We start from the raw sequence: 17,904 nt of genomic DNA, 5'->3' as shown, positions 1-17,904 counted from the left end.
CGCTTAGTCCTTGGCGCGCTCCGCGCGTTTGCGGTCGTTGGGGTCCAGGATGCTCTTCCGCAGACGAATGGACTTGGGCGTCACTTCCACAAGTTCATCGTCTTCGATATAGGCCAGCGATTTCTCCAGCGTCATGCGGATTGGTGGCGTCAGCTTGACCGCTTCGTCCTTGCCGGCGGCGCGGATGTTTGTCAGCTTCTTGCCCTTGAGGACGTTGACTTCAAGGTCGTTCTCACGGGTGTGCTGGCCGATGATCATTCCGCCGTAAACCTTCCAGCCCGGCTCGATCATCATGGGGCCGCGATCCTCGAGGTTCCACATGGCGTAAGCCACGGCCTCGCCGGCGTCATTGGAGATCAGCACGCCGTTGCGACGGCCCTGAAGTTCGCCCTTGTAGGGTGCGTAGGCATGAAACAGACGGTTCATGATCGCGGTGCCGCGCGTATCCGTCAAAAGTTCGCCCTGGTATCCGATCAGGCCGCGCGTCGGCGCGTGGAACACCAGTCGCAAACGATTGCCTCCGGAGGGGCGCATCTCGATCATTTCGGCCTTGCGCTCGGACATTTTTTGCACGACGACGCCGGAAAATTCCTCGTCGACGTCGATGACAACCTCTTCGATCGGCTCAAGCCGGTTTCCGTCCTCGTCCTTCTGAAAAACGACGCGCGGACGCGAAATGCCCAGCTCAAAACCTTCGCGGCGCATGTTCTCGATGAGGATGGCGAGCTGCAACTCTCCACGACCCGAGACGACGAAGGAGTCGGAGCCAGGAGAATCCTCAACGCGCAAGGCCACATTGCCTTCCGCTTCCTTCATCAAGCGGTCGCGGATGACACGGCTCGTCACCTTGTCGCCCTCGGTGCCGGCGAGCGGCGAGTCGTTGACCAGAAACGTCATCGACAGGGTCGGAGGATCGATCGGCTGGGCTTGCAGAGGTTCGGTCACTTCTGGAGACACCAGCGTGTCCGCAACGTTGAATTTCGGTAGGCCGGCGATGGCGACGATGTCGCCGGCCTCGGCCTCCTCGATCGGCTGGCGCTCGATGCCGCGGAAGGCAAGAATCTTGGACACGCGACCGGATTCAACCAGATTTCCCTGACGATCCAGAACCTTGACCGCCTGGTTGGTCTTGACGTTTCCGGAAAAGATGCGGCCGGTGATGATGCGCCCGAGATAGGGATTGGCTTCGATCAGCGTTCCGAGCATGCGAAAGGCGCCGTCCTCCACGGGCGGCGGCGGGACGTGCCGGACGACCAGATCAAACAGCGGCCCCATGCCGTCCTGAGGGCCGGACGGGTCGTCGGCCATCCAGCCGTTCTTGCCGGAGCCGTAGAGAATGGGGAAGTCGAGCTGCTCGTCGGTGGCGTCGAGGGCGGCGAACAGATCAAAAACTTCATTGATGACTTCGTTGGCGCGCGCGTCCGGCTTATCAACCTTGTTGATGGCGACGATCGGCTTGAGACCGATTTTGAGCGCCTTGCCGACGACGAATTTTGTTTGCGGCATCGGGCCTTCGGCGGCGTCGACGAGAACGATCGCGCCGTCGACCATCGACAGGATGCGCTCGACCTCGCCGCCGAAATCCGCGTGGCCGGGGGTGTCGACGATATTGATCCGCGTATCTTTCCAGACGACCGAGGTCGCCTTGGCGAGGATGGTGATGCCGCGTTCCTTTTCGATGTCGTTCGAGTCCATCACGCGCTCGGCCACGCGCTGGTTTTCGCGGAACGCGCCGGATTGGCGAAGCAATTGATCAACCAATGTGGTCTTGCCATGGTCGACGTGGGCGATGATGGCGATGTTGCGGAGATTCATGGGGGCCTTAAGGGATCGTTCTGCGAAGTCTGTTCGGGTCGAGCCGCGCGACGCGCCGCCGCAGCTGTGTCCTTCTCGCCATAGGGTGACGCGGCGATGACGGAGTGCGACGGGAAGCGAGGCGGGAAGTCGCGCTTGCTCTAAACGAAAAACCCGATAATTGCAAAAGCGCGATGCTAGGCGCGTGCGACCGCGTCCATGACGATCCGGCGGCGGTCCTTGATGGCGAGGCGCGCCTGTTCCACTGCCAGGGTCAGGCCCGCGAGCTGATGCCCGTCCAGCTTCGGCATGCGTCCGCTGGCGAGCGTATGGGTGAGGATTTCATCGATCTGCAATTCGAGGAGCTTCAAGGCTTCCAGATCCTCGGCTTCGCGGGCGCGCTTGAGAATTTCGAGCGATTGCTCCAGCAGGTGATCGAATTGCTCATAGCCTTTGACGGTCATGCGGCTAACCAAGGTTGCTATGGCGGAGGCGAGAAGACTCGCGACCATTGCGCCAATGTAGATCACGTCGCTGTAACGTTCAAAAAAGCTCTCTTCTTCATTGTCGATGAAGGCGGCGGCGCCGGGGTGCGTCGGCAGCGCCTCCCCCTTGTCGGTGTCTGGCGTCTCCATGGCGTTGGCGACAGGACTCTTGGCGGCCGCGGCGGTGCGATGGGCGAGAGTCTGGCGCACCAGTTCACCCACGGCGCTGTTGGCGAGATCGTTGTCTGCGACCAGGCGCACGGTCGCGCCGATCGTCTCGATGTTTTCGGCGGGAAGCGACGGAGCGCCACCGAACGCGCCGCGCAGCAGCGTCGTAGCTTCGACCCCCCGCGTCTTCTTGGCCAGGGCTGCGGCGTCGCCGATCGGGAGGAAGGCGGGCGTCCCCTCGCGCGACAGGGTGCGCACCACCTGAGCCATTTGGGGGGCGTCGAAACGGCCAAAGGCGAGCACGGCGTCGACCTCGTTTTTCGCGAGCAGCTCGGTGAGCTCGGCGATGTCGACGGATTTGCGCGGAAGCGACTGCGGTGGCAGAGCGTATTGTTGTTCGAGCGCGTCCAGCAGCGCGCCCGCGCCTTCGCTCGCTGAGTCCAGCGCGACGGAAGCGACGCGTTTGTCCTTCAGTTCCGCGATGCTGGACAGGTTGGAGCCGGGGGGCACAATGACAACAAGAATCGGGTGTTCGAGGATGAGCGCCGTGGACGCATTCGGAGGCATGTTCGCATCCGAGCGCACAACGGCGAGGTCCGCGCTGCGCTCTTCCATTGCCTTAGCCGCGGCGCGTGAGTCGACCACCGGCGCGATGCGAAATCGCACGTCCGTGTGGTCGCGCGCGAATTCCTGGTTTAGCGCCACAAGCAGTTTTTGGGGCTCGCCGCCTTTTGCCACAGCAACGCGGAAGACTGTCGGCCTCTCGATATAATAGAGGCCGACAACCGTAAGGGCGATCAGCAGCGCGCCGATCGAAACCGCCAGTGAAAGGAAGCGCCGCATCTCCCGTCCTCTCGAAGGCGAAACGCGCAGCGCGAGTTTCAGACGACGGCGCTGAAGAAAGTCAGGAGGTCTTCCGGTCCCGCTTCGCCAGAGTTCTCAATCTTAGCGCGTTGAGCTTGATGAAGCCAGCGGCGTCGCGATGGTCGTAAGCGACGGCGCCTTCCTCGAAAGTGACCAGTTCCTGATCGTAGAGCGAATAGGGGCTCTCGCGGCCCACCACGTCGGCATTGCCCTTGTAGAGCTTGACTCGGACGCGGCCGGTAACCTTCTCCTGGCTCTTGTCGATCAGGGCCTGCAGCATCTCGCGTTCTGGCGAGAACCAGAAGCCGTTGTAGATCAGCTCCGCATATTTCGGCATCAGCTCATCCTTCAGATGAGCCGCGCCCCGGTCGAGCGTGATTGATTCCATGCCGCGATGCGCGAAATAGAGGATTGTGCCGCCAGGCGTCTCGTACATGCCGCGCGACTTCATGCCGACGAACCGGTTCTCGACCAGATCGAGGCGGCCGATGCCGTTCTCGCGGCCGAGTTCGTTCAGGCGGGTCAGCAGTCTTGCCGGCGACAGCTTTTCCCCGTCGATGCCGACCGCGTCGCCTTTTTCGAACTCGATCCAGACGTAGGTGGGCTTGTCCGGCGCGTCTTCGGGGCTAATTGTGCGCGAATAGACATAATCCGGAGTCTCCTGCGCGGGGTCCTCCAGCACTTTTCCTTCAGACGATGTGTGCAGCAGGTTGGCGTCGGTCGAGAAGGGCGACTCGCCGCGCTTGTCCTTGGCGATCGGGATCTGGTGCTTTTCGGCAAATTCGATCAGGGCGGTGCGGGAGGCCAAGTCCCACTCGCGCCAGGGCGCGATCACGCTGATATCGGGTTCGAGTGCGTAATAGGACAGCTCGAAGCGCACTTGGTCGTTGCCCTTGCCGGTCGCGCCGTGACAGACGGCGTCGGCGCCGACTTTTCGGGCAATCTCGATCTGCCGCTTGGAGATCAGCGGACGGGCGATAGACGTGCCGAGCAGATACAGCCCTTCATATTGGGCGTTGGCGCGGAACATCGGGAAGACGTAGTCGCGGACGAATTCTTCGCGCAGGTCCTCAATAAAAATGTTTTCCGGCTTGATGCCCAGCAGCTCGGCCTTTTTTCGCGCCGGCTCGAGTTCCTCGCCCTGGCCCAGGTCCGCCGTAAACGTCACGACCTCGCAGCCATAGGTGGTCTGCAGCCATTTGAGGATGATGGAGGTGTCGAGGCCGCCTGAATAAGCGAGGACGACCTTTTTGATTTCTTTCTGCTTGGACATTTGAGACTCGCGGGAAATTTTGGCGCGACTATAGGCGCGCCGCGAAGCGGCGCAACCTTTTCGATTTTTGGTCAGAGTTCGGCGTTGAAGGCGGCGAGCGCCGCGGCGTTGACGATGTCGGAATCCTTGCCGCCCAGCTGCACGATCTGGACGGACTTGTCCAAACCGACCAGCATCGGTCCGATGACCATGGCGCCGCCCAGCTCCACCAGCATCTTTGTCGAGATGGACGCGGCGTGGAAGGCCGGCATGATCAGGACATTGGCCGTATCGGTAAGCCGGCAGAACGGATAGAGTGACATTGCCTCCTTGTTGAGCGCCACGTCCGCGGCCATTTCCCCGTCATATTCAAAGTCGACGTGACGTTGGTCGAGAATGTGCACGGCTTCCTTCACGCGCAGGGTGCGGTGGCCCGGAGGATGGCCGAAGTTGGAGAACGCCAGCATGGCGACGCGCGGTTCGTAGCCGAGACGGCGGGCAAATCCGGCCGCTTCGATGGCGATTTCCGCGAGGTCGAGCGCCTCCGGCATTTCGGTGATCGCCGTGTCGGCGACAATGACCGGCCGACCCCGCGCCAGAACCAGGGAGACGCCGATCAGCCTGTGGCCGGGCTTGTGGTCGATGACACGCGACACCTCCTCAAGCGTGGTGGAGAAATTGCGCGTGACTCCGGTCACCATGGCGTCGGCGTCGCCTGCGGCCACCATCGACGCCGCATAATGATTGCGGTCGTTGTTGATGAGGCGCTGGCAATCGCGGAACAGAAGACCTTTACGTTGGAGCCGCTCGTAGAGCATTTGCGCGTAGGCGCCGTTGCGGTGGGAGATGCGCGCATTGTGGATTTCGATGAGCTTGTCGTCGATCTCGACGCCGATGCGCTCGGCGACCTCGGCGACCCGTTCCTCGCGCCCGACCAGAATGGCTGTGCCAAGTCCCTGGTTGACGAAGGACGTGGCGGCGCGGATCACCTGCTCCTCCTCGCCCTCGGCGAATACGACGCGCTTGGGGTTGCGCTTCACCCGATCCATGATGCCCTGCATGACGCCGGCGACGGGATCGCGGCGCGCCGAAAGCTGCGCGCGATAGGCGCCCATGTCGACGACGGGATGCCGGGCGACGCCGGAGTCGATCGCCGCCTGCGCGACCGCCGACGGCACGACCGAGATCAGCCGAGGATCGAACGGAGCCGGGATCAAATATTCGCGGCCGAAACGCGGACGGGCGCCCTGATAGGCGCGCGCGACATCGTCGGGCACGTCCTCGCGGGCAAGTTGCGCCAGCGCGTTCACGGCGGCGATCTTCATTTCCATGTTGATGGTGCTCGCCCGCACATCGAGCGCCCCGCGGAAAATGTAGGGAAAGCCGAGGACGTTATTGACCTGGTTAGGATAGTCTGAGCGCCCCGTCGCGACGATGGCGTCGGGACGAACGGCGTGCGCGTCCTCGGGTGTGATTTCGGGATCGGGGTTGGCCATGGCGAAGATGATGGGATTTGCCGCCATGGATTTGACCATTTCCTGGGTCAGCGCCCCCTTGGCGGACAGACCGAAGAAAATGTCGGCGCCGTCCAGGGCCTCGGCGAGGGTGCGCTTGTCGGTGGCGACCGCATGGGCGGATTTCCACTGGTTCATGCCCTCGGTGCGGCCGCGATAGACGATACCCTTGGTGTCGCAGAGTGTAACGTTCTCGGGAGCAAAGCCCACGGCCTTGATGAGGTCGAGGCAGGCGATGCCCGCAGCGCCCGCGCCGTTGCAAACGAGCTTGGTTTTCTTGATGTCGCGGCCCGTGAGATGGATTGCGTTGATCATGCCGGCGGCGGCGATGATCGCGGTGCCGTGCTGGTCATCATGGAAGACGGGAATGTCCATCAATTCCCGCAACCGCTCCTCAATGATAAAGCATTCAGGGGCCTTGATGTCTTCGAGGTTGATCCCGCCGAAGGAGGGGCCGAGGAAGCGCACGGAATTGATGAACTCCTCGACGTCCTCGGTGCCGACCTCGAGATCGATGGAATCGACATCCGCAAACCGCTTGAACAGGACCGACTTGCCTTCCATCACCGGCTTGGAAGCCAGCGCGCCGAGGTTTCCCAGGCCGAGAATGGCGGTGCCGTTGGTGATGACCGCGACCAGATTGCCCTTTGTCGTGTAGTCGTAGGCGCGCGAAGGGTCCTCCGCGATCGCCTTGACCGGAACGGCGACGCCGGGAGAATAGGCGAGCGACAGGTCGCGCTGGGTCGCCATGGGTTTTGTAGGAGCAATCTGAAATTTGCCGGGTCGTCCCTTGGAGTGGAACTGCAGCGCCTCCTGATCGGTGAAGGTGGGGCGCTTGGCGCGACTCGGCTTGGTGTCAGACATTCTTTGATCCTGATGGCTGCGGGGAGCCGGGACCTTAGCCCCGCGCCAAGAAATGACAAGCAGTCCTTTGGACAAGAAAGACGCGCTCTCGCTGAAAATTCGTTGGAAAAGCTCACTCCTGAGCCTTCGCGGGCTGTTTGCTCCCGCTTGCTTTGCTAGTTTGCTGGCAGAGAGGGACATTCATGTCGAGCGCCAACAAAGCCGCATATCCGGTCGAAGACGTCAGCGACGGCGGCGCGTCCGCGAAGCCGAAAGCGTCCGCGGACGCGCGCGTGACGCCGATGATGGCGCAATATCTGGAGATCAAGAGCGCACATCCCGATTGCCTGTTGTTCTATCGCATGGGGGATTTTTACGAGCTGTTCTTCGACGATGCGAAGATCGCCTCCCAGACCCTTGGCATTGTGCTGACAAAGCGCGGAAAGCACCTTGGCGACGACATTCCGATGTGCGGCGTGCCGATAGAGCGGTCCGACGACTATCTGCAAAAGCTGATCGCCTCGGGCCATCGCGTCGCTGTCTGCGAGCAGACCGAGGACCCCGCGGAGGCGCGCAAGCGGGGCGGAAAATCCGTTGTCAAACGCGATGTCGTCCGGTTGGTCACGCCGGGCACGCTGACCGAGGAGCGCCTGCTGGAGCCGGGGCGCGCCAATCTGCTTGTCGCCCTCGTCCGCCAGCTGGACCGCGACCCGAAATCCCTGTTCGGTCTGGCGGCTGTCGACATTTCGACCGGCGCCTTTGATGTTTACGTCACCGAATCCGGCGCGCTCGGCGCGCTGCTGTCGCGGCTGGAGCCTCGTGAAATCGTCGCCTCGGACGCCCTGCTGCAGGACACGAGCCTCGCTGACCGTCTGCGCGAATGCGGCGCTGCGCTCACGCCGTTGAACGAGCGAGCGTTTTTCGGCCGCGCCGCCGAAAAAAGATTGCTGGACTATTACCGATTGGGCACGCTCGACGGCCTTGGAACGCTGTCGCGTCTGGAGATCGACGCCGCCGGCCTTTGCCTCGCCTATATCGAAAAAACCCAGTTCGCGGCCCGACCGAGGCTGAACCGTCCGACCCGCGTCGAAACCCGCGCCAATCTGGAGATCGACGCGGCGACTCGCGTAAACCTCGAACTGGCGCGCAGCCAATCCGGCCAGCGTCAGGGCACCCTGTTGTCGGTGCTGGATCGCACGGTCACATCCGGCGGGGCCAGGACCTTGGCGGAATGGCTCGCCGCGCCGCTGCGCGACATTGAAAAGATCGCGCTGCGTCAGGACGCCATTTCCTGTTTCGCCGACGAACCGCTGTTGCGTGCGGACCTGCGGCAAAGATTGCGGGCTGCCCCCGACATGACCCGCGCCTTGGGACGGCTCGCCCTCGACCGCGGCGGCCCCCGCGACATGGCGGCGCTGCGGGACGGCGTGTTCGCCGCGACCACCTGCGGCGCGCTGCTCGCAAACGGCAATCCGCCCTTTCTGCTCGCCAAGGCCGCGGAGTTCTTGGGCGGGCTCGACACCTCGTTCGCCAATTTGTTGGCGTCCGCGCTGAACGACGAACTCCCGCTCGACCGCCGCAGCGGCGATTTTGTTCGCGCCGGTTTTGACAGCCAACTGGACGACACCCGCGCTTTGCGCGACGACGGCCGCCGCGTCATCGCCTCCTTGCAGGGGCGCTATTGCGATGAGACCGAAATTCGCCAACTCAAGATCAAGTACAACAATTTCCTTGGGTATTTCATCGAGGTGAACCAGGCGAATGGCGAGAGGCTGCTCAAGCCTCCCTTCAACACGACCTTCATCCATCGGCAGACCATGGCGGACGCCATGCGTTTCTCGACGACCGAATTGTCGCAACTCGAGAGCCGCATCACCAACGCGGCCAGTGAGGCCTTGGCGATCGAAAGCCGCGTTTTTGCTGATCTCTCCGCGAAAGCGCTGGAGAAATCGGCGGAGTTGGACGCCGCCGCCAAAGCCCTGGCGGCCCTGGACGTGTTGGCCGCGCTGGCGGAGATCGCGGTGGAAGCCGGATGGGTTCGCCCTCGGGTCGACAACAGCCTGGCTTTTCACATCGAAGCGGGACGTCACCCGGTGGTCGAGGCCGCCCTGCGGGCCAAGGGCGAGCCCTTTGTCCCCAACGACTGCGACCTCGGCGGGAGTTTGGGCAAGAGCGCTGACAGCGGCGGGAAACTGGCCGTCGTCACCGGCCCGAACATGGCGGGTAAATCGACGTTCCTGCGGCAGAACGCGCTGATCGCCATTCTCGCGCAGATCGGCTCGTTCGTTCCGGCGAAATCCGCCCATATCGGCGTTGTCGACAGGCTGTTTTCCCGCGTCGGCGCTTCCGACGACCTGGCGCGGGGCCGCTCGACCTTCATGGTCGAAATGGTCGAAACCGCCGCGATCCTGAATCAGGCGACGGAAAAATCTTTGGTCATCCTCGACGAAATCGGCCGTGGCACCGCGACCTACGACGGTCTTTCCATCGCTTGGGCGGTGATGGAGCATTTGCACGAGACCAATCGCTCACGCGCTTTGTTCGCCACACATTTCCATGAACTGACGCATCTGCGCCAAAAGCTGTCCCGGCTGGTCAATTTGTGCATGCGGGTTTCCGATTGGCGTGGGGAGGTCATTTTTCTGCACGAGGTCGCCCTGGGCGCTGCGGACCGCTCCTATGGCGTACAGGTGGCGAGCCTGGCCGGATTACCCACCTCGGTCGTCGAACGCGCTCGAAGCATATTGGCGGAATTGGAAACGACCGACCATCGGCCGACGGTCGAAAGGCTCGTCGCGGATCTGCCGCTCTTCGCGATAACCCCGCAAAGACCAGAACCAGTTCGCCAAGATGAATTGCGGGAAGCGCTGGCGGCGATGGATCCGAACGAAATGACCCCGCGTCAGGCGCTCGACGCGCTCTTTGCTCTCAAACAGATCGCGCGCGAGGCCTGACGCAAAAAAATCGATGTTCCGGGACAACCATGCGTCGTAGGGTGACGGTTATGCTCGCAGGAGTGTGCCATGGTCGTTCGTGTCGCAACGGTCGCTTTCGAGGGAATTGAAGCGCGACCGGTCGATGTCCAGGTCATGATCTCGAATGGAACCGTGGTCTTCAACGTCGTCGGGCTCGGCGACAAGGCCGTGGCTGAATCGCGGGAGCGCGTCCGCTCCGCCCTTGTCGCGTCCGGGCTCTCGCTTCCCGCGAAGCGAATCACCGTCAATCTTGCGCCTGCCGACCTCCCGAAGGAGGGAAGCCATTACGACCTTCCCATCGCATTGGGGGTGATGGCGGCGATGGGCGCGTTGCCCTCGGATGCCCTCGACGGTTTCATGGTTTTAGGAGAACTGGCGCTCGACGGCGCCATATCGGCCGTTTCAGGCGTTCTGCCCGCGGCCGTCTCAGCGAACGCGAGGGGATTGGGCCTGATTTGTCCTGCGGAGTGCGGACCCGAAGCCGCCTGGGCGTCGGAAGACATTTCCATCATCGCGCCGCGTAACTTGATCCAGATCGCCAATCATTTCCATGGGACCCAGGTGTTGTCGCGGCCCGTCCCGGCGGTGAAATCCTTGATGGGTCCGCAACTCGATCTTCGCGACATCAAGGGACAGGAGAGCGCAAAAAGGGCGCTGGAGATTGCCGCAGCGGGCGGACACAATTTGCTCTTCAACGGGCCGCCCGGCGCTGGCAAGAGCATGTTGGCGGCGCGACTTCCATCGATATTGCCGCCGCTGACGCCGAGCGAGCTCTTGGAAGTCTCGATGATTCATTCGGTCGCGGGCAATCTCGCCGGCGGACAGCTCACGGATCGCCGGCCTTTTCGCGCGCCGCACCATTCCGCCTCGATGGCTGCTCTCGTTGGCGGCGGCCCGCATGCCAGACCCGGCGAGGCGTCTCTGGCGCACAACGGCGTGCTTTTCCTGGACGAGCTTCCCGAATTTCAGGGACAGGCGCTCGACGCCTTGCGGCAGCCGCTGGAGAGCGGCGAGATCGCCATCTCGCGCGCGGCGCGCCGCTGCGTCTATCCCGCGCGATTCCAATTGATTGCCGCCATGAACCCTTGCCGGTGTGGGCTGGCCAATGAGCCGGGCCACCGCTGCCAGAAGGGTTCGCCTCAACGGTGTTCCCAGCTCTATCAGGCCCGATTGTCCGGTCCGTTCTTGGATCGCATCGACCTGCATCTGGAGGTTCCGGCGATCAGCGCCTCGGATTTGATCTTGCCTCCAGCCAGCGAGGGATCTGAGGAAATTGCGGCGCGCGTCGCGGTTGCGCGGGACCTGCAACGATCACGCTACAAAGGGCTGGGCTTTGAGAACGTGACCTGCAATGCGATGGCCACCGCCGCGATCCTGGAACAAACGATCAGGCTGGATGACGCCGGCAGCAGGCTTATTCGCGACGCCGCGGACAAGTTGCGACTTTCCGCACGTGGGTTTCATCGCGTCCTCAAGCTGGCGAGAACGATCGCGGACTTGCAAGGGTCGACTGACGTCTTGCGCCCACATCTCGCCGAAGCCTTGTCTTATCGGCTTTTTGTCGACCGCCCTTCAGAAGCGGCGTAGACGCGCGCAAACTCATAGAAGTTCGCGCGACGAAAAGGGAAATCACTGCTCCAGAGAGGGATAGTCAGTGTAGCCGTGGGCGTCGCCACCATAGAGCGTGGCTTTGTCGAGCTCGGCCAAGGGCGCGCCTTTTCTCAGCCGCTCCACGAGGTCGGGATTGGAGATGAAGGGGCGGCCGAACGCCACCAGATCGACCATGCCCGTTTCCACCGCCGCCAGAGCCATGCCGCGGTCGTAACCGTTATTCGCGATATAGGCGCCGCCAAAGCTTTTTCGCAGCGCGGCGTAGTCAAAGGGCGCGTAGTCGCGTGGGCCGCCGGTCGCGCCCTCCACGATGTGGATGTAAGCGAGTTTTCGCTTGCCGACCTGTTCGACCAGATAGCCGAATAGGGCTTGGGGATTGCTGTCGGCGACATCATTGGCGGGGCTGACCGGAGAAAAGCGGATGCCAATCTTTTCCGGAGGCAGGGCGGCGAGCATGGCGTCGATGACCTCCAGCGTCAGCCGCGCCCGGTTTTCGATGGAGCCGCCGTAGTCGTCGGTGCGCTTGTTGCTGGAGTCGCGTTGGAACTGGTCGAGCAGATAGCCGTTCGCGGCGTGGATTTCGACGCCGTCGAAGCCGGCCCGCGCGGCGTTTTTCGCCGCCTTCACGTAATCATCGACAATCCCCTGCAATTCCTCTCGCGCCAGCGCGCGGGGCTCGGACACGTCGACAAAACCGCCGCCCAAAAAAGTCTTGGTGTTGGCGCGGATCGCCGAGGGCGCCACCGGCGCGCCGCCATCTGGCTGAAGCGAAACGTGCGAGACGCGGCCGACATGCCAGAGTTGCACGAAAATCGCGCCGCCGGCCTGATGCACCGCGTCGGTCACCAGCCGCCAGCCGGCGACCTGGTCGTCGGTGACAATCCAGGGCGTGTTGATATAGCCCTGTCCCTGCTGGGAGATCGGCGAGGCCTCGGTGATCAGCAGGCCCGCCCCGGCCCGTTGGCGATAATGCTCGGCGATCATGGCGCTGGCGGCGTTGCCCGGCGCCGCCCGGTTGCGGGTCAGCGGCGCCATGACGATGCGATTCTTTAGCGTCAGCGAGCCGAGTTGAAAGGGCTGAAACAATTTGGCGTCAGTCATGGCCATTCCCATTGCGAGCGAGAAACTTGGCCATGACCTATGTTCGGCGCGGCGCTACGGCAAGGCGACCGCCGCAAATCGCGCATTGCGAAATAAATTACTGCTCGCCGAGCGCGGACAGGTAGAGGTCCAAAATTTCCTCTTCCTCGCGGCGCTTGTTCTCGTCCTGGCGGCGCAGCGAGACGATCTTTCGCATGATTTTCACGTCGTAGCCGTTGCCCTTGGCCTCGGCGTAGACATCCTTGATATCGTCCGCGATCGCCTTCTTTTCCTCTTCAAGGCGTTCGATACGTTCGATAAAGGCTTTGAGATGGCCGCCGTCGAGCGAGGCTGCGCTCATTTTGATCGATCCTGGGGTCTGGTTGAAGTCGGCGCCTCAGATGAACCAGAGCGGCGCCGCCGTCAAGGACGCCTGTCCGCCCGCGAGCCGAAGAACGCCAATTGTTGCGTCTCGGCGCGGGCCAGCACGTCGGGCAGGATGCGCGCGAGGCGCTGGGCCCAGACTTCACAGCCCTCGAGCGTTTCCAGCTCGTCCTGGCGGATTTCGATCAGCGCGCCGGGCGCGCCGCGCGCCGTGGACAATTCGTACATCGAATCGTTCTTGAGGGCGCCGTCGTAGGGCTCGTTGTCGCCAACCAGAAGTCCCTCGGCCCGCAAACCCTCGATCAGCGGCGCGGAAAGGCGTGGATCGCGGTCCCACAACACGCCGCAGGGCCAGGGCCGCGCGCGCCCTCTGAAACTGGGCGTAAAGCTGTGAACGCCGAGCAGCACAGGAACGCGATTTGCCGCCAGCGCCGCATCGACCAGACTTGCGCAGGCGCGCCGATAGGGACGCCAGAACCGCTCCACGCGAGACGCGATTTCGGCGGCGTCCGCCCTTGCGTTCCCTGGAATCACCGCCCCATCTGACATGCGCATGACCAGTGTGGGATCATCCTCGCCGCGATTGGGATCGATCAGCAGACGGGAAAAGCCGGCTAGAACGGCGCCTGCGTCGAGCAGGGCCGCCAGGCGCCGCGTCACCTGCGCCGCGCCGATGTCGTAGGCGATGTGCCGCTCCAACTGACTGCGGGCCAGGCCGAGATCGCCGTAAGCGGGGGGCAAGGCGTTGCTGGCATGGTCGCAGAACAGGATCAGCCGCTGGTCCGGCGCGCCGGCGAGCTGTTGGAAAACCATGGTTTGGGAAGGGACGTCGTGCACCCGGAGCCCTTATGGCGAAGGTTGCGGTTCGACGGTCGACGTCCTCCGCGCTTATGGTTAAAAGGAAAATTGCGTCGTCATAGTCAAGAGCTACAAATGTCGCGACGCCAGAGAACGAGCCGCATGATCATCACAGCCCGCCGCGCAACCGCGGCCTGCGCCGCCCTTGTGTCCGCCTGCCTGCTCCCCGGCGTCGCCAGGGCTGATTTCCGCATGTGCAACAATACGGGCGCCAAGGTGAGCGTCGCGCTCGCCTACACCAACGGCACGGGCTGGGTGTCCGAGGGCTGGTGGAACATCAAGGCCAGCGCCTGCGAGACGCTGTTGCGCGGCCCGCTCGCGGCGGAATTCTACTATGTCTACGCCATCGACGAACATGGCGGCGAATGGAAGGGCAAGGCCTTCATGTGCACCCGCGACCGCGAATTCCGAATCGACGGCCGCGAGGACTGCTTTGTGCGCGGCTTCGATCGCTCTGGCTTCTTCGAGGTCGACACCGGCAAGGACGCGAAGAACTGGACGGTCCAGTTGACCGATTCAAGCCAGACACGTTGAGGAGAATTCGATGAAGCGCACCCGCCGCTGCAAGATCGTCGCCACGCTCGGGCCGGCCTCCAACGACGAGGCCACGATTGAAAACCTGTGGCGGGCCGGCGCCGACTTGTTTCGCATCAACATGAGCCACACCAATCCGGAGGGCATGCGGGAACGGGTGGCGATGATTCGCGCCGTCGAGGAGAAGGTCGGCCGTCCCATCGGCATTCTGGTCGATCTCCAGGGACCGAAGCTCCGCGTCGGCGCATTCGAGAACGGCGGCGCCGATTTGGTCAAGGGCCAGAATTTCGTGCTCGATTCCGACGAGGCTCACGGCGACGCCACCCGCGTGCGTCTGCCGCACCCTGAGATCCTCGAATGCCTCCAGCCCGGCCACAAGATGCTGATCGATGATGGCCGTCTCAGGTTGGCGGTGGTCGAGGCGGAGGCCGATCGCGCCGTGACCAAAGTCGAGGTCGGCGGCCGCATCTCCAATCGCAAGGGGGTGAGTCTGCCGGACACGGAAATTCCCGACGCCGCCATGACCGACAAGGATCGTATCGATCTGGAGGCCGCCGTCGAGGCGGGTGTCGATTGGATCGCGCTCTCCTTCGTGCAGCGCGCCGAGGACGTGAAGGCGGTCAAGGCCATCGCCGGAGACAGGGCGCTGGTTCTGGCCAAGATCGAGAAGCCGCAAGCCATCGCGCGGCTCGACGAGATCATGCTCGCCGCGGACGGGCTGATGGTGGCGCGCGGCGATCTCGGGGTGGAAGTGCCGCCGGAGAAAGTGCCGGGTCTGCAAAAGCGCATCACCCGCGAGGCGCGCCGGCTCGGCCGCCCGGTGATCGTGGCGACTCAGATGCTGGAGTCGATGATCACCTCGCCGACGCCGACCCGCGCGGAAGTCTCCGACGTGGCCACCGCCGTGTTCGAGGGCGCCGACGCCATCATGCTCTCGGCCGAGTCGGCGTCCGGCCAATATCCCATCGACGCGGTGGCGATGATGAATCGCATCGCCGAAAGCGTGGAAATGGAGCCGGTCTATCGCAGCATCATCAACGCTCAGCGCGCCACCCCGGAAAAAACCGGCGCCGACGCCGTGGCGAGCGCCGCGCGCGACATGGCCGAGAATCTGGAGATGACGGCGATTGTCGCCTGGACGGCGTCAGGCGCAACCGCCTTGCGCGTCGCCCGCGAGCGGCCGCGCGCGCCCATCCTGACCCTCACCCCCAATCGCGACACAGCGCGCCGGCTGACCCTGGTCTGGGGCACCGAGTCGGCGGTCACGCGGGACGCCCACGATGTCGACGACATGGCCAATCGCGCCTGCAAGTTCGCGGTGCGCCGGCATTTCGCCGAGCCCGGCGATCGCATTGTCATCATCGCGGGCGTGCCCTTCGGCACGCCGGGCGCGACCAATATGGTGCGCATCGCCTTCATCGCCGAAGACGGGCTTCGCGCCCAATAAGGCGACCGCTTGCGTCTTTCGCGCGTTGTGCTGGCCAAGGGAGCACCCGATGGCCAGACAATCGAAACGGCAGAAGGAAACGGTCGGGCGCGTCATGCATGAGTTCAAGCATGGCGAACTCGAAACCTCGACCGGCAAGAAGGTCAAGAATCCGAAACAGGCCATCGCCATCGGATTGCATGAGGCCGGCGCCACGAACCAGGAATCGCCTGGGAAAAACAGGGAGAACCTGCGAAAGACCAAGGCGAAGGAGGCGCGGGGGGAAACCGCGCAAGCGCGCGACGAAGCCGGCGGGAGCAAGGCGGAGCTTTATGCCGAGGCCCGGCGGCGCGACATTCCGGGGCGCTCCTACATGACCAAGGCGGAACTCAAGCGCGCGATTCGAGGCTAAGCCTGTTTGCGTTCCGCGCTTGACCCGACCAAAACCTTGGGGCAAGCCAAGGCCGTGGTTTGAAACAAGTTTGGGAAGCATCATGTCGGGAGAGGTTTTGCGCGACGCATTTTCAGCGCGGCTGGTTGCGGTGGCGGACGCCACGGAACACATGCTCGACCGCCTCCTGTCGCCCCATCTGCTGCCGGGCGAAAAGGATCGTCCCTCCCGGCTGCTCGAGGCCATCCGCTACGGTTCGCTCGGCGGCGGCAAGCGCCTGCGGCCCTTCCTGCTGGTGGAGACCGCGCGAATGCTTGGCGCCGAGGGCGAGGGCGTTTTGCGCGCCGCCTGCGCGCTTGAGATGATTCATTGCTATTCGCTGGTCCATGACGACCTGCCGGCGATGGACAACGACGATTTGCGTCGCGGACGTCCCACTTGCCACAAGGCTTTTGACGAGGCCTGCGCCATTCTCGCCGGCGACGCCCTGCTGACCTACGCCTTCGACGTGATCGCCGATACGCCGACCCATCCCGATCCGGCGGTTCGCGCCGACTTGACCGTCATGCTGGCGCGCGCCTCGGGCCTGGGCGGCATGGTCGGCGGCCAGGCGCTCGACCTCGAGGCCGAGTCGCGCAAGGAACCGCATAGTCGCGAATTCGTCATGCTGATGCAATCGATGAAGACCGGGGCGCTTCTCCTCAACGCCGTCGAAGCGGGCGCGCGCATCGGCGGCGCGGACGCCAAGCAGCGTGAAGCTCTGAGCCGTTATGGCGCGGCGCTGGGCGCAGCCTTCCAGGTCGCCGACGACATTTTGGACGCCGAGGGCGACACGGCGGCGCTCGGCAAGCGCGCCGGCAAGGACGCCGACCGCAACAAGGCGACGCTGGTCGCCGTGCTCGGGATCGACGAGGCGCGCAAGCGCCGTGACGCGCTGGCGCGCGAGGCGATCGAGGCGCTTGCCGGCTTCGGCGACAAGGCGGAGATCCTGGCCGAGGCCGCCCGCTTCACCGCAATGCGGAAATCGTGAATTCGGAGCCCGGCCGCCGTCCTCCGAAAATTCTGCGCTTGGCGCGGGCGCGTCCGCGCCTGCTATTTTCCCTCGCGCTCGGCGTGCTTGTGGGATTTTTGCTTCCCGGGCATTGGCGTGAAGTGACGCGAGGCCTGATCGGCTGGAACGTCGGCTGCTGGACCTATCTCGTCGCTGCGGCGGTGATGATTGCGCGTTCGGAACACAAGGACATCCACCGCCGCGCCGCTTTGCAGGACGACGGCCGCAATGTCGTCTTGGTTCTGACCGCGCTGGCCGCGGCCTGTTCCTATGCCGCTATCTTCGCTCATCTTCTCGCCATCAAGGGATCTGCGATCGAGGTCAAGAGCCTTCACATTGCTCTGGCCATATCGACAGTCGTCGGCTCATGGCTGCTGGTGCATCTCGCCTTTGCGCTGCACTACGCCCATGAATTCTATCGCACGGCGCGGGAAGAGGCGCCGGGGCAATGGCGGGGCGGGATCAGCTTTCCCGGCGAGGATCGGCCGGACTATCCGGATTTCCTTTACTTTTCCTACGTTATCGGCGTCGCTTGCGCCACGGCCGACGTCAACATCACGGGACGCCCATTGCGCCGCCTGGCGACGGCGCACTGCATCCTGGCCTTCTTTTACAATAACGCCGTGCTGGCGATGACCATCAATATCGGCGCGGGCTTCGTGGGCGGGTAGACT

Annotated in this window: 14 protein-coding genes; 7 read left to right on the top strand and 7 right to left on the bottom strand. The window is 63.5% G+C overall.

From position 1 onward, the window contains the following. Positions 1 to 3: 3 nt before the first annotated feature. From typA to M2320_RS09615, 4 genes are all read right to left on the bottom strand, one after another. Complete coding sequence (gene typA, locus M2320_RS09630; protein ID WP_184429936.1) at positions 4 to 1,815, bottom strand: translational GTPase TypA; 1,812 nt, start codon at positions 1,813 to 1,815, stop codon at positions 4 to 6. A gap of 176 nt (positions 1,816 to 1,991) precedes the next feature. Next, positions 1,992 to 3,290, bottom strand: a complete 1,299-nt coding sequence (locus M2320_RS09625; RefSeq protein ID WP_264597093.1) for a TAXI family TRAP transporter solute-binding subunit — start codon at positions 3,288 to 3,290, stop codon at positions 1,992 to 1,994. Between the two features lie 61 nt (positions 3,291 to 3,351). Then, on the bottom strand, positions 3,352 to 4,584 hold the full coding sequence (locus M2320_RS09620) for an argininosuccinate synthase (protein WP_264597092.1): 1,233 nt from the start codon (positions 4,582 to 4,584) through the stop codon (positions 3,352 to 3,354). A gap of 71 nt (positions 4,585 to 4,655) precedes the next feature. Then, the gene (locus M2320_RS09615; protein ID WP_264597091.1) at positions 4,656 to 6,941 is read right to left on the bottom strand and encodes an NADP-dependent malic enzyme; all 2,286 of its coding nucleotides are present in this window, start codon (positions 6,939 to 6,941) and stop codon (positions 4,656 to 4,658) included. A gap of 182 nt (positions 6,942 to 7,123) precedes the next feature. Here M2320_RS09615 and mutS point away from each other — a divergent pair, with 182 nt between their 5' ends. Together mutS and M2320_RS09605 are read left to right on the top strand one after the other, a co-directional pair. After that, positions 7,124 to 9,874 (top strand): DNA mismatch repair protein MutS, encoded by a 2,751-nt coding sequence (mutS, locus tag M2320_RS09610; protein ID WP_425540669.1) that lies wholly within the window; start codon positions 7,124 to 7,126, stop codon positions 9,872 to 9,874. Between the two features lie 69 nt (positions 9,875 to 9,943). Continuing rightward, the gene (locus M2320_RS09605) at positions 9,944 to 11,482 is read left to right on the top strand and encodes a YifB family Mg chelatase-like AAA ATPase (RefSeq protein WP_264597090.1); all 1,539 of its coding nucleotides are present in this window, start codon (positions 9,944 to 9,946) and stop codon (positions 11,480 to 11,482) included. A 42-nt stretch (positions 11,483 to 11,524) separates the two neighbouring features. Here the strand turns inward: M2320_RS09605 and M2320_RS09600 are convergent, their stop codons facing one another. From M2320_RS09600 to M2320_RS09590, 3 genes are all read right to left on the bottom strand, one after another. Continuing rightward, positions 11,525 to 12,607: an alkene reductase gene (locus M2320_RS09600; RefSeq protein ID WP_264597089.1), complete on the bottom strand. Its 1,083-nt coding sequence runs from the start codon at positions 12,605 to 12,607 to the stop codon at positions 11,525 to 11,527. 97 nt (positions 12,608 to 12,704) lie between these two features. Then, a complete protein-coding gene (locus M2320_RS09595) occupies positions 12,705 to 12,947 on the bottom strand; it encodes a DUF2312 domain-containing protein (RefSeq protein ID WP_184429943.1) in 243 nt (80 codons plus the stop codon). A gap of 62 nt (positions 12,948 to 13,009) precedes the next feature. Then, a complete protein-coding gene (locus M2320_RS09590; protein WP_264597088.1) occupies positions 13,010 to 13,807 on the bottom strand; it encodes an N-formylglutamate amidohydrolase in 798 nt (265 codons plus the stop codon). A 123-nt stretch (positions 13,808 to 13,930) separates the two neighbouring features. Here M2320_RS09590 and M2320_RS09585 point away from each other — a divergent pair, with 123 nt between their 5' ends. The 5 genes from M2320_RS09585 (at position 13,931) to M2320_RS09565 (ending at position 17,901) form a co-directional block, all read left to right on the top strand. After that, positions 13,931 to 14,362 carry a DUF1036 domain-containing protein gene (locus M2320_RS09585; RefSeq protein ID WP_264597087.1) on the top strand — a complete coding sequence of 144 codons (432 nt, stop codon included), beginning with the start codon at positions 13,931 to 13,933 and terminating at the stop codon, positions 14,360 to 14,362. 10 nt (positions 14,363 to 14,372) lie between these two features. Continuing rightward, on the top strand, positions 14,373 to 15,809 hold the full coding sequence (pyk, locus tag M2320_RS09580; protein ID WP_184429946.1) for a pyruvate kinase: 1,437 nt from the start codon (positions 14,373 to 14,375) through the stop codon (positions 15,807 to 15,809). A 49-nt stretch (positions 15,810 to 15,858) separates the two neighbouring features. Then, the gene (locus M2320_RS09575) at positions 15,859 to 16,200 is read left to right on the top strand and encodes a DUF6496 domain-containing protein (protein ID WP_264597086.1); all 342 of its coding nucleotides are present in this window, start codon (positions 15,859 to 15,861) and stop codon (positions 16,198 to 16,200) included. Between the two features lie 82 nt (positions 16,201 to 16,282). Next, a complete protein-coding gene (locus M2320_RS09570; protein ID WP_264597085.1) occupies positions 16,283 to 17,209 on the top strand; it encodes a polyprenyl synthetase family protein in 927 nt (308 codons plus the stop codon). Continuing rightward, positions 17,206 to 17,901: a DUF1345 domain-containing protein gene (locus M2320_RS09565; protein ID WP_264597084.1), complete on the top strand. Its 696-nt coding sequence runs from the start codon at positions 17,206 to 17,208 to the stop codon at positions 17,899 to 17,901. Before M2320_RS09570 ends, M2320_RS09565 begins: the two co-directional genes overlap by 4 nt. The last annotated feature ends 3 nt before the right edge of the window (positions 17,902 to 17,904 follow it).

The organism is Rhodoblastus acidophilus, from assembly GCF_025961575.1.
In the GTDB taxonomy this organism is placed as follows: Bacteria; Pseudomonadota; Alphaproteobacteria; order Rhizobiales; family Beijerinckiaceae; genus Rhodoblastus; species Rhodoblastus acidophilus_C.
The sequence above is the reverse complement of the archived record's forward strand: the minus strand, read 5'-3'. Positions and strand labels throughout refer to the sequence as shown.

What these genes read in the sequence shown, in the direction of transcription:
- M2320_RS09620 (WP_264597092.1), bottom strand. Translation starts at nt 4,584, where the DNA reads ATGTCCAAGCAGAAAGAAATCAAAAAGGTCGTCCTCGCTTATTCAGGC.
- M2320_RS09575 (WP_264597086.1), top strand. Translation starts at nt 15,859, where the DNA reads ATGGCCAGACAATCGAAACGGCAGAAGGAAACGGTCGGGCGCGTCATG.
- M2320_RS09605 (WP_264597090.1), top strand. Translation starts at nt 9,944, where the DNA reads ATGGTCGTTCGTGTCGCAACGGTCGCTTTCGAGGGAATTGAAGCGCGA.
- M2320_RS09595 (WP_184429943.1), bottom strand. Translation starts at nt 12,947, where the DNA reads ATGAGCGCAGCCTCGCTCGACGGCGGCCATCTCAAAGCCTTTATCGAA.
- M2320_RS09615 (WP_264597091.1), bottom strand. Translation starts at nt 6,941, where the DNA reads ATGTCTGACACCAAGCCGAGTCGCGCCAAGCGCCCCACCTTCACCGAT.
- typA (WP_184429936.1), bottom strand. Translation starts at nt 1,815, where the DNA reads ATGAATCTCCGCAACATCGCCATCATCGCCCACGTCGACCATGGCAAG.
- M2320_RS09585 (WP_264597087.1), top strand. Translation starts at nt 13,931, where the DNA reads ATGATCATCACAGCCCGCCGCGCAACCGCGGCCTGCGCCGCCCTTGTG.
- M2320_RS09625 (WP_264597093.1), bottom strand. Translation starts at nt 3,290, where the DNA reads ATGCGGCGCTTCCTTTCACTGGCGGTTTCGATCGGCGCGCTGCTGATC.
- pyk (WP_184429946.1), top strand. Translation starts at nt 14,373, where the DNA reads ATGAAGCGCACCCGCCGCTGCAAGATCGTCGCCACGCTCGGGCCGGCC.
- mutS (WP_425540669.1), top strand. Translation starts at nt 7,124, where the DNA reads ATGTCGAGCGCCAACAAAGCCGCATATCCGGTCGAAGACGTCAGCGAC.
- M2320_RS09600 (WP_264597089.1), bottom strand. Translation starts at nt 12,607, where the DNA reads ATGACTGACGCCAAATTGTTTCAGCCCTTTCAACTCGGCTCGCTGACG.
- M2320_RS09570 (WP_264597085.1), top strand. Translation starts at nt 16,283, where the DNA reads ATGTCGGGAGAGGTTTTGCGCGACGCATTTTCAGCGCGGCTGGTTGCG.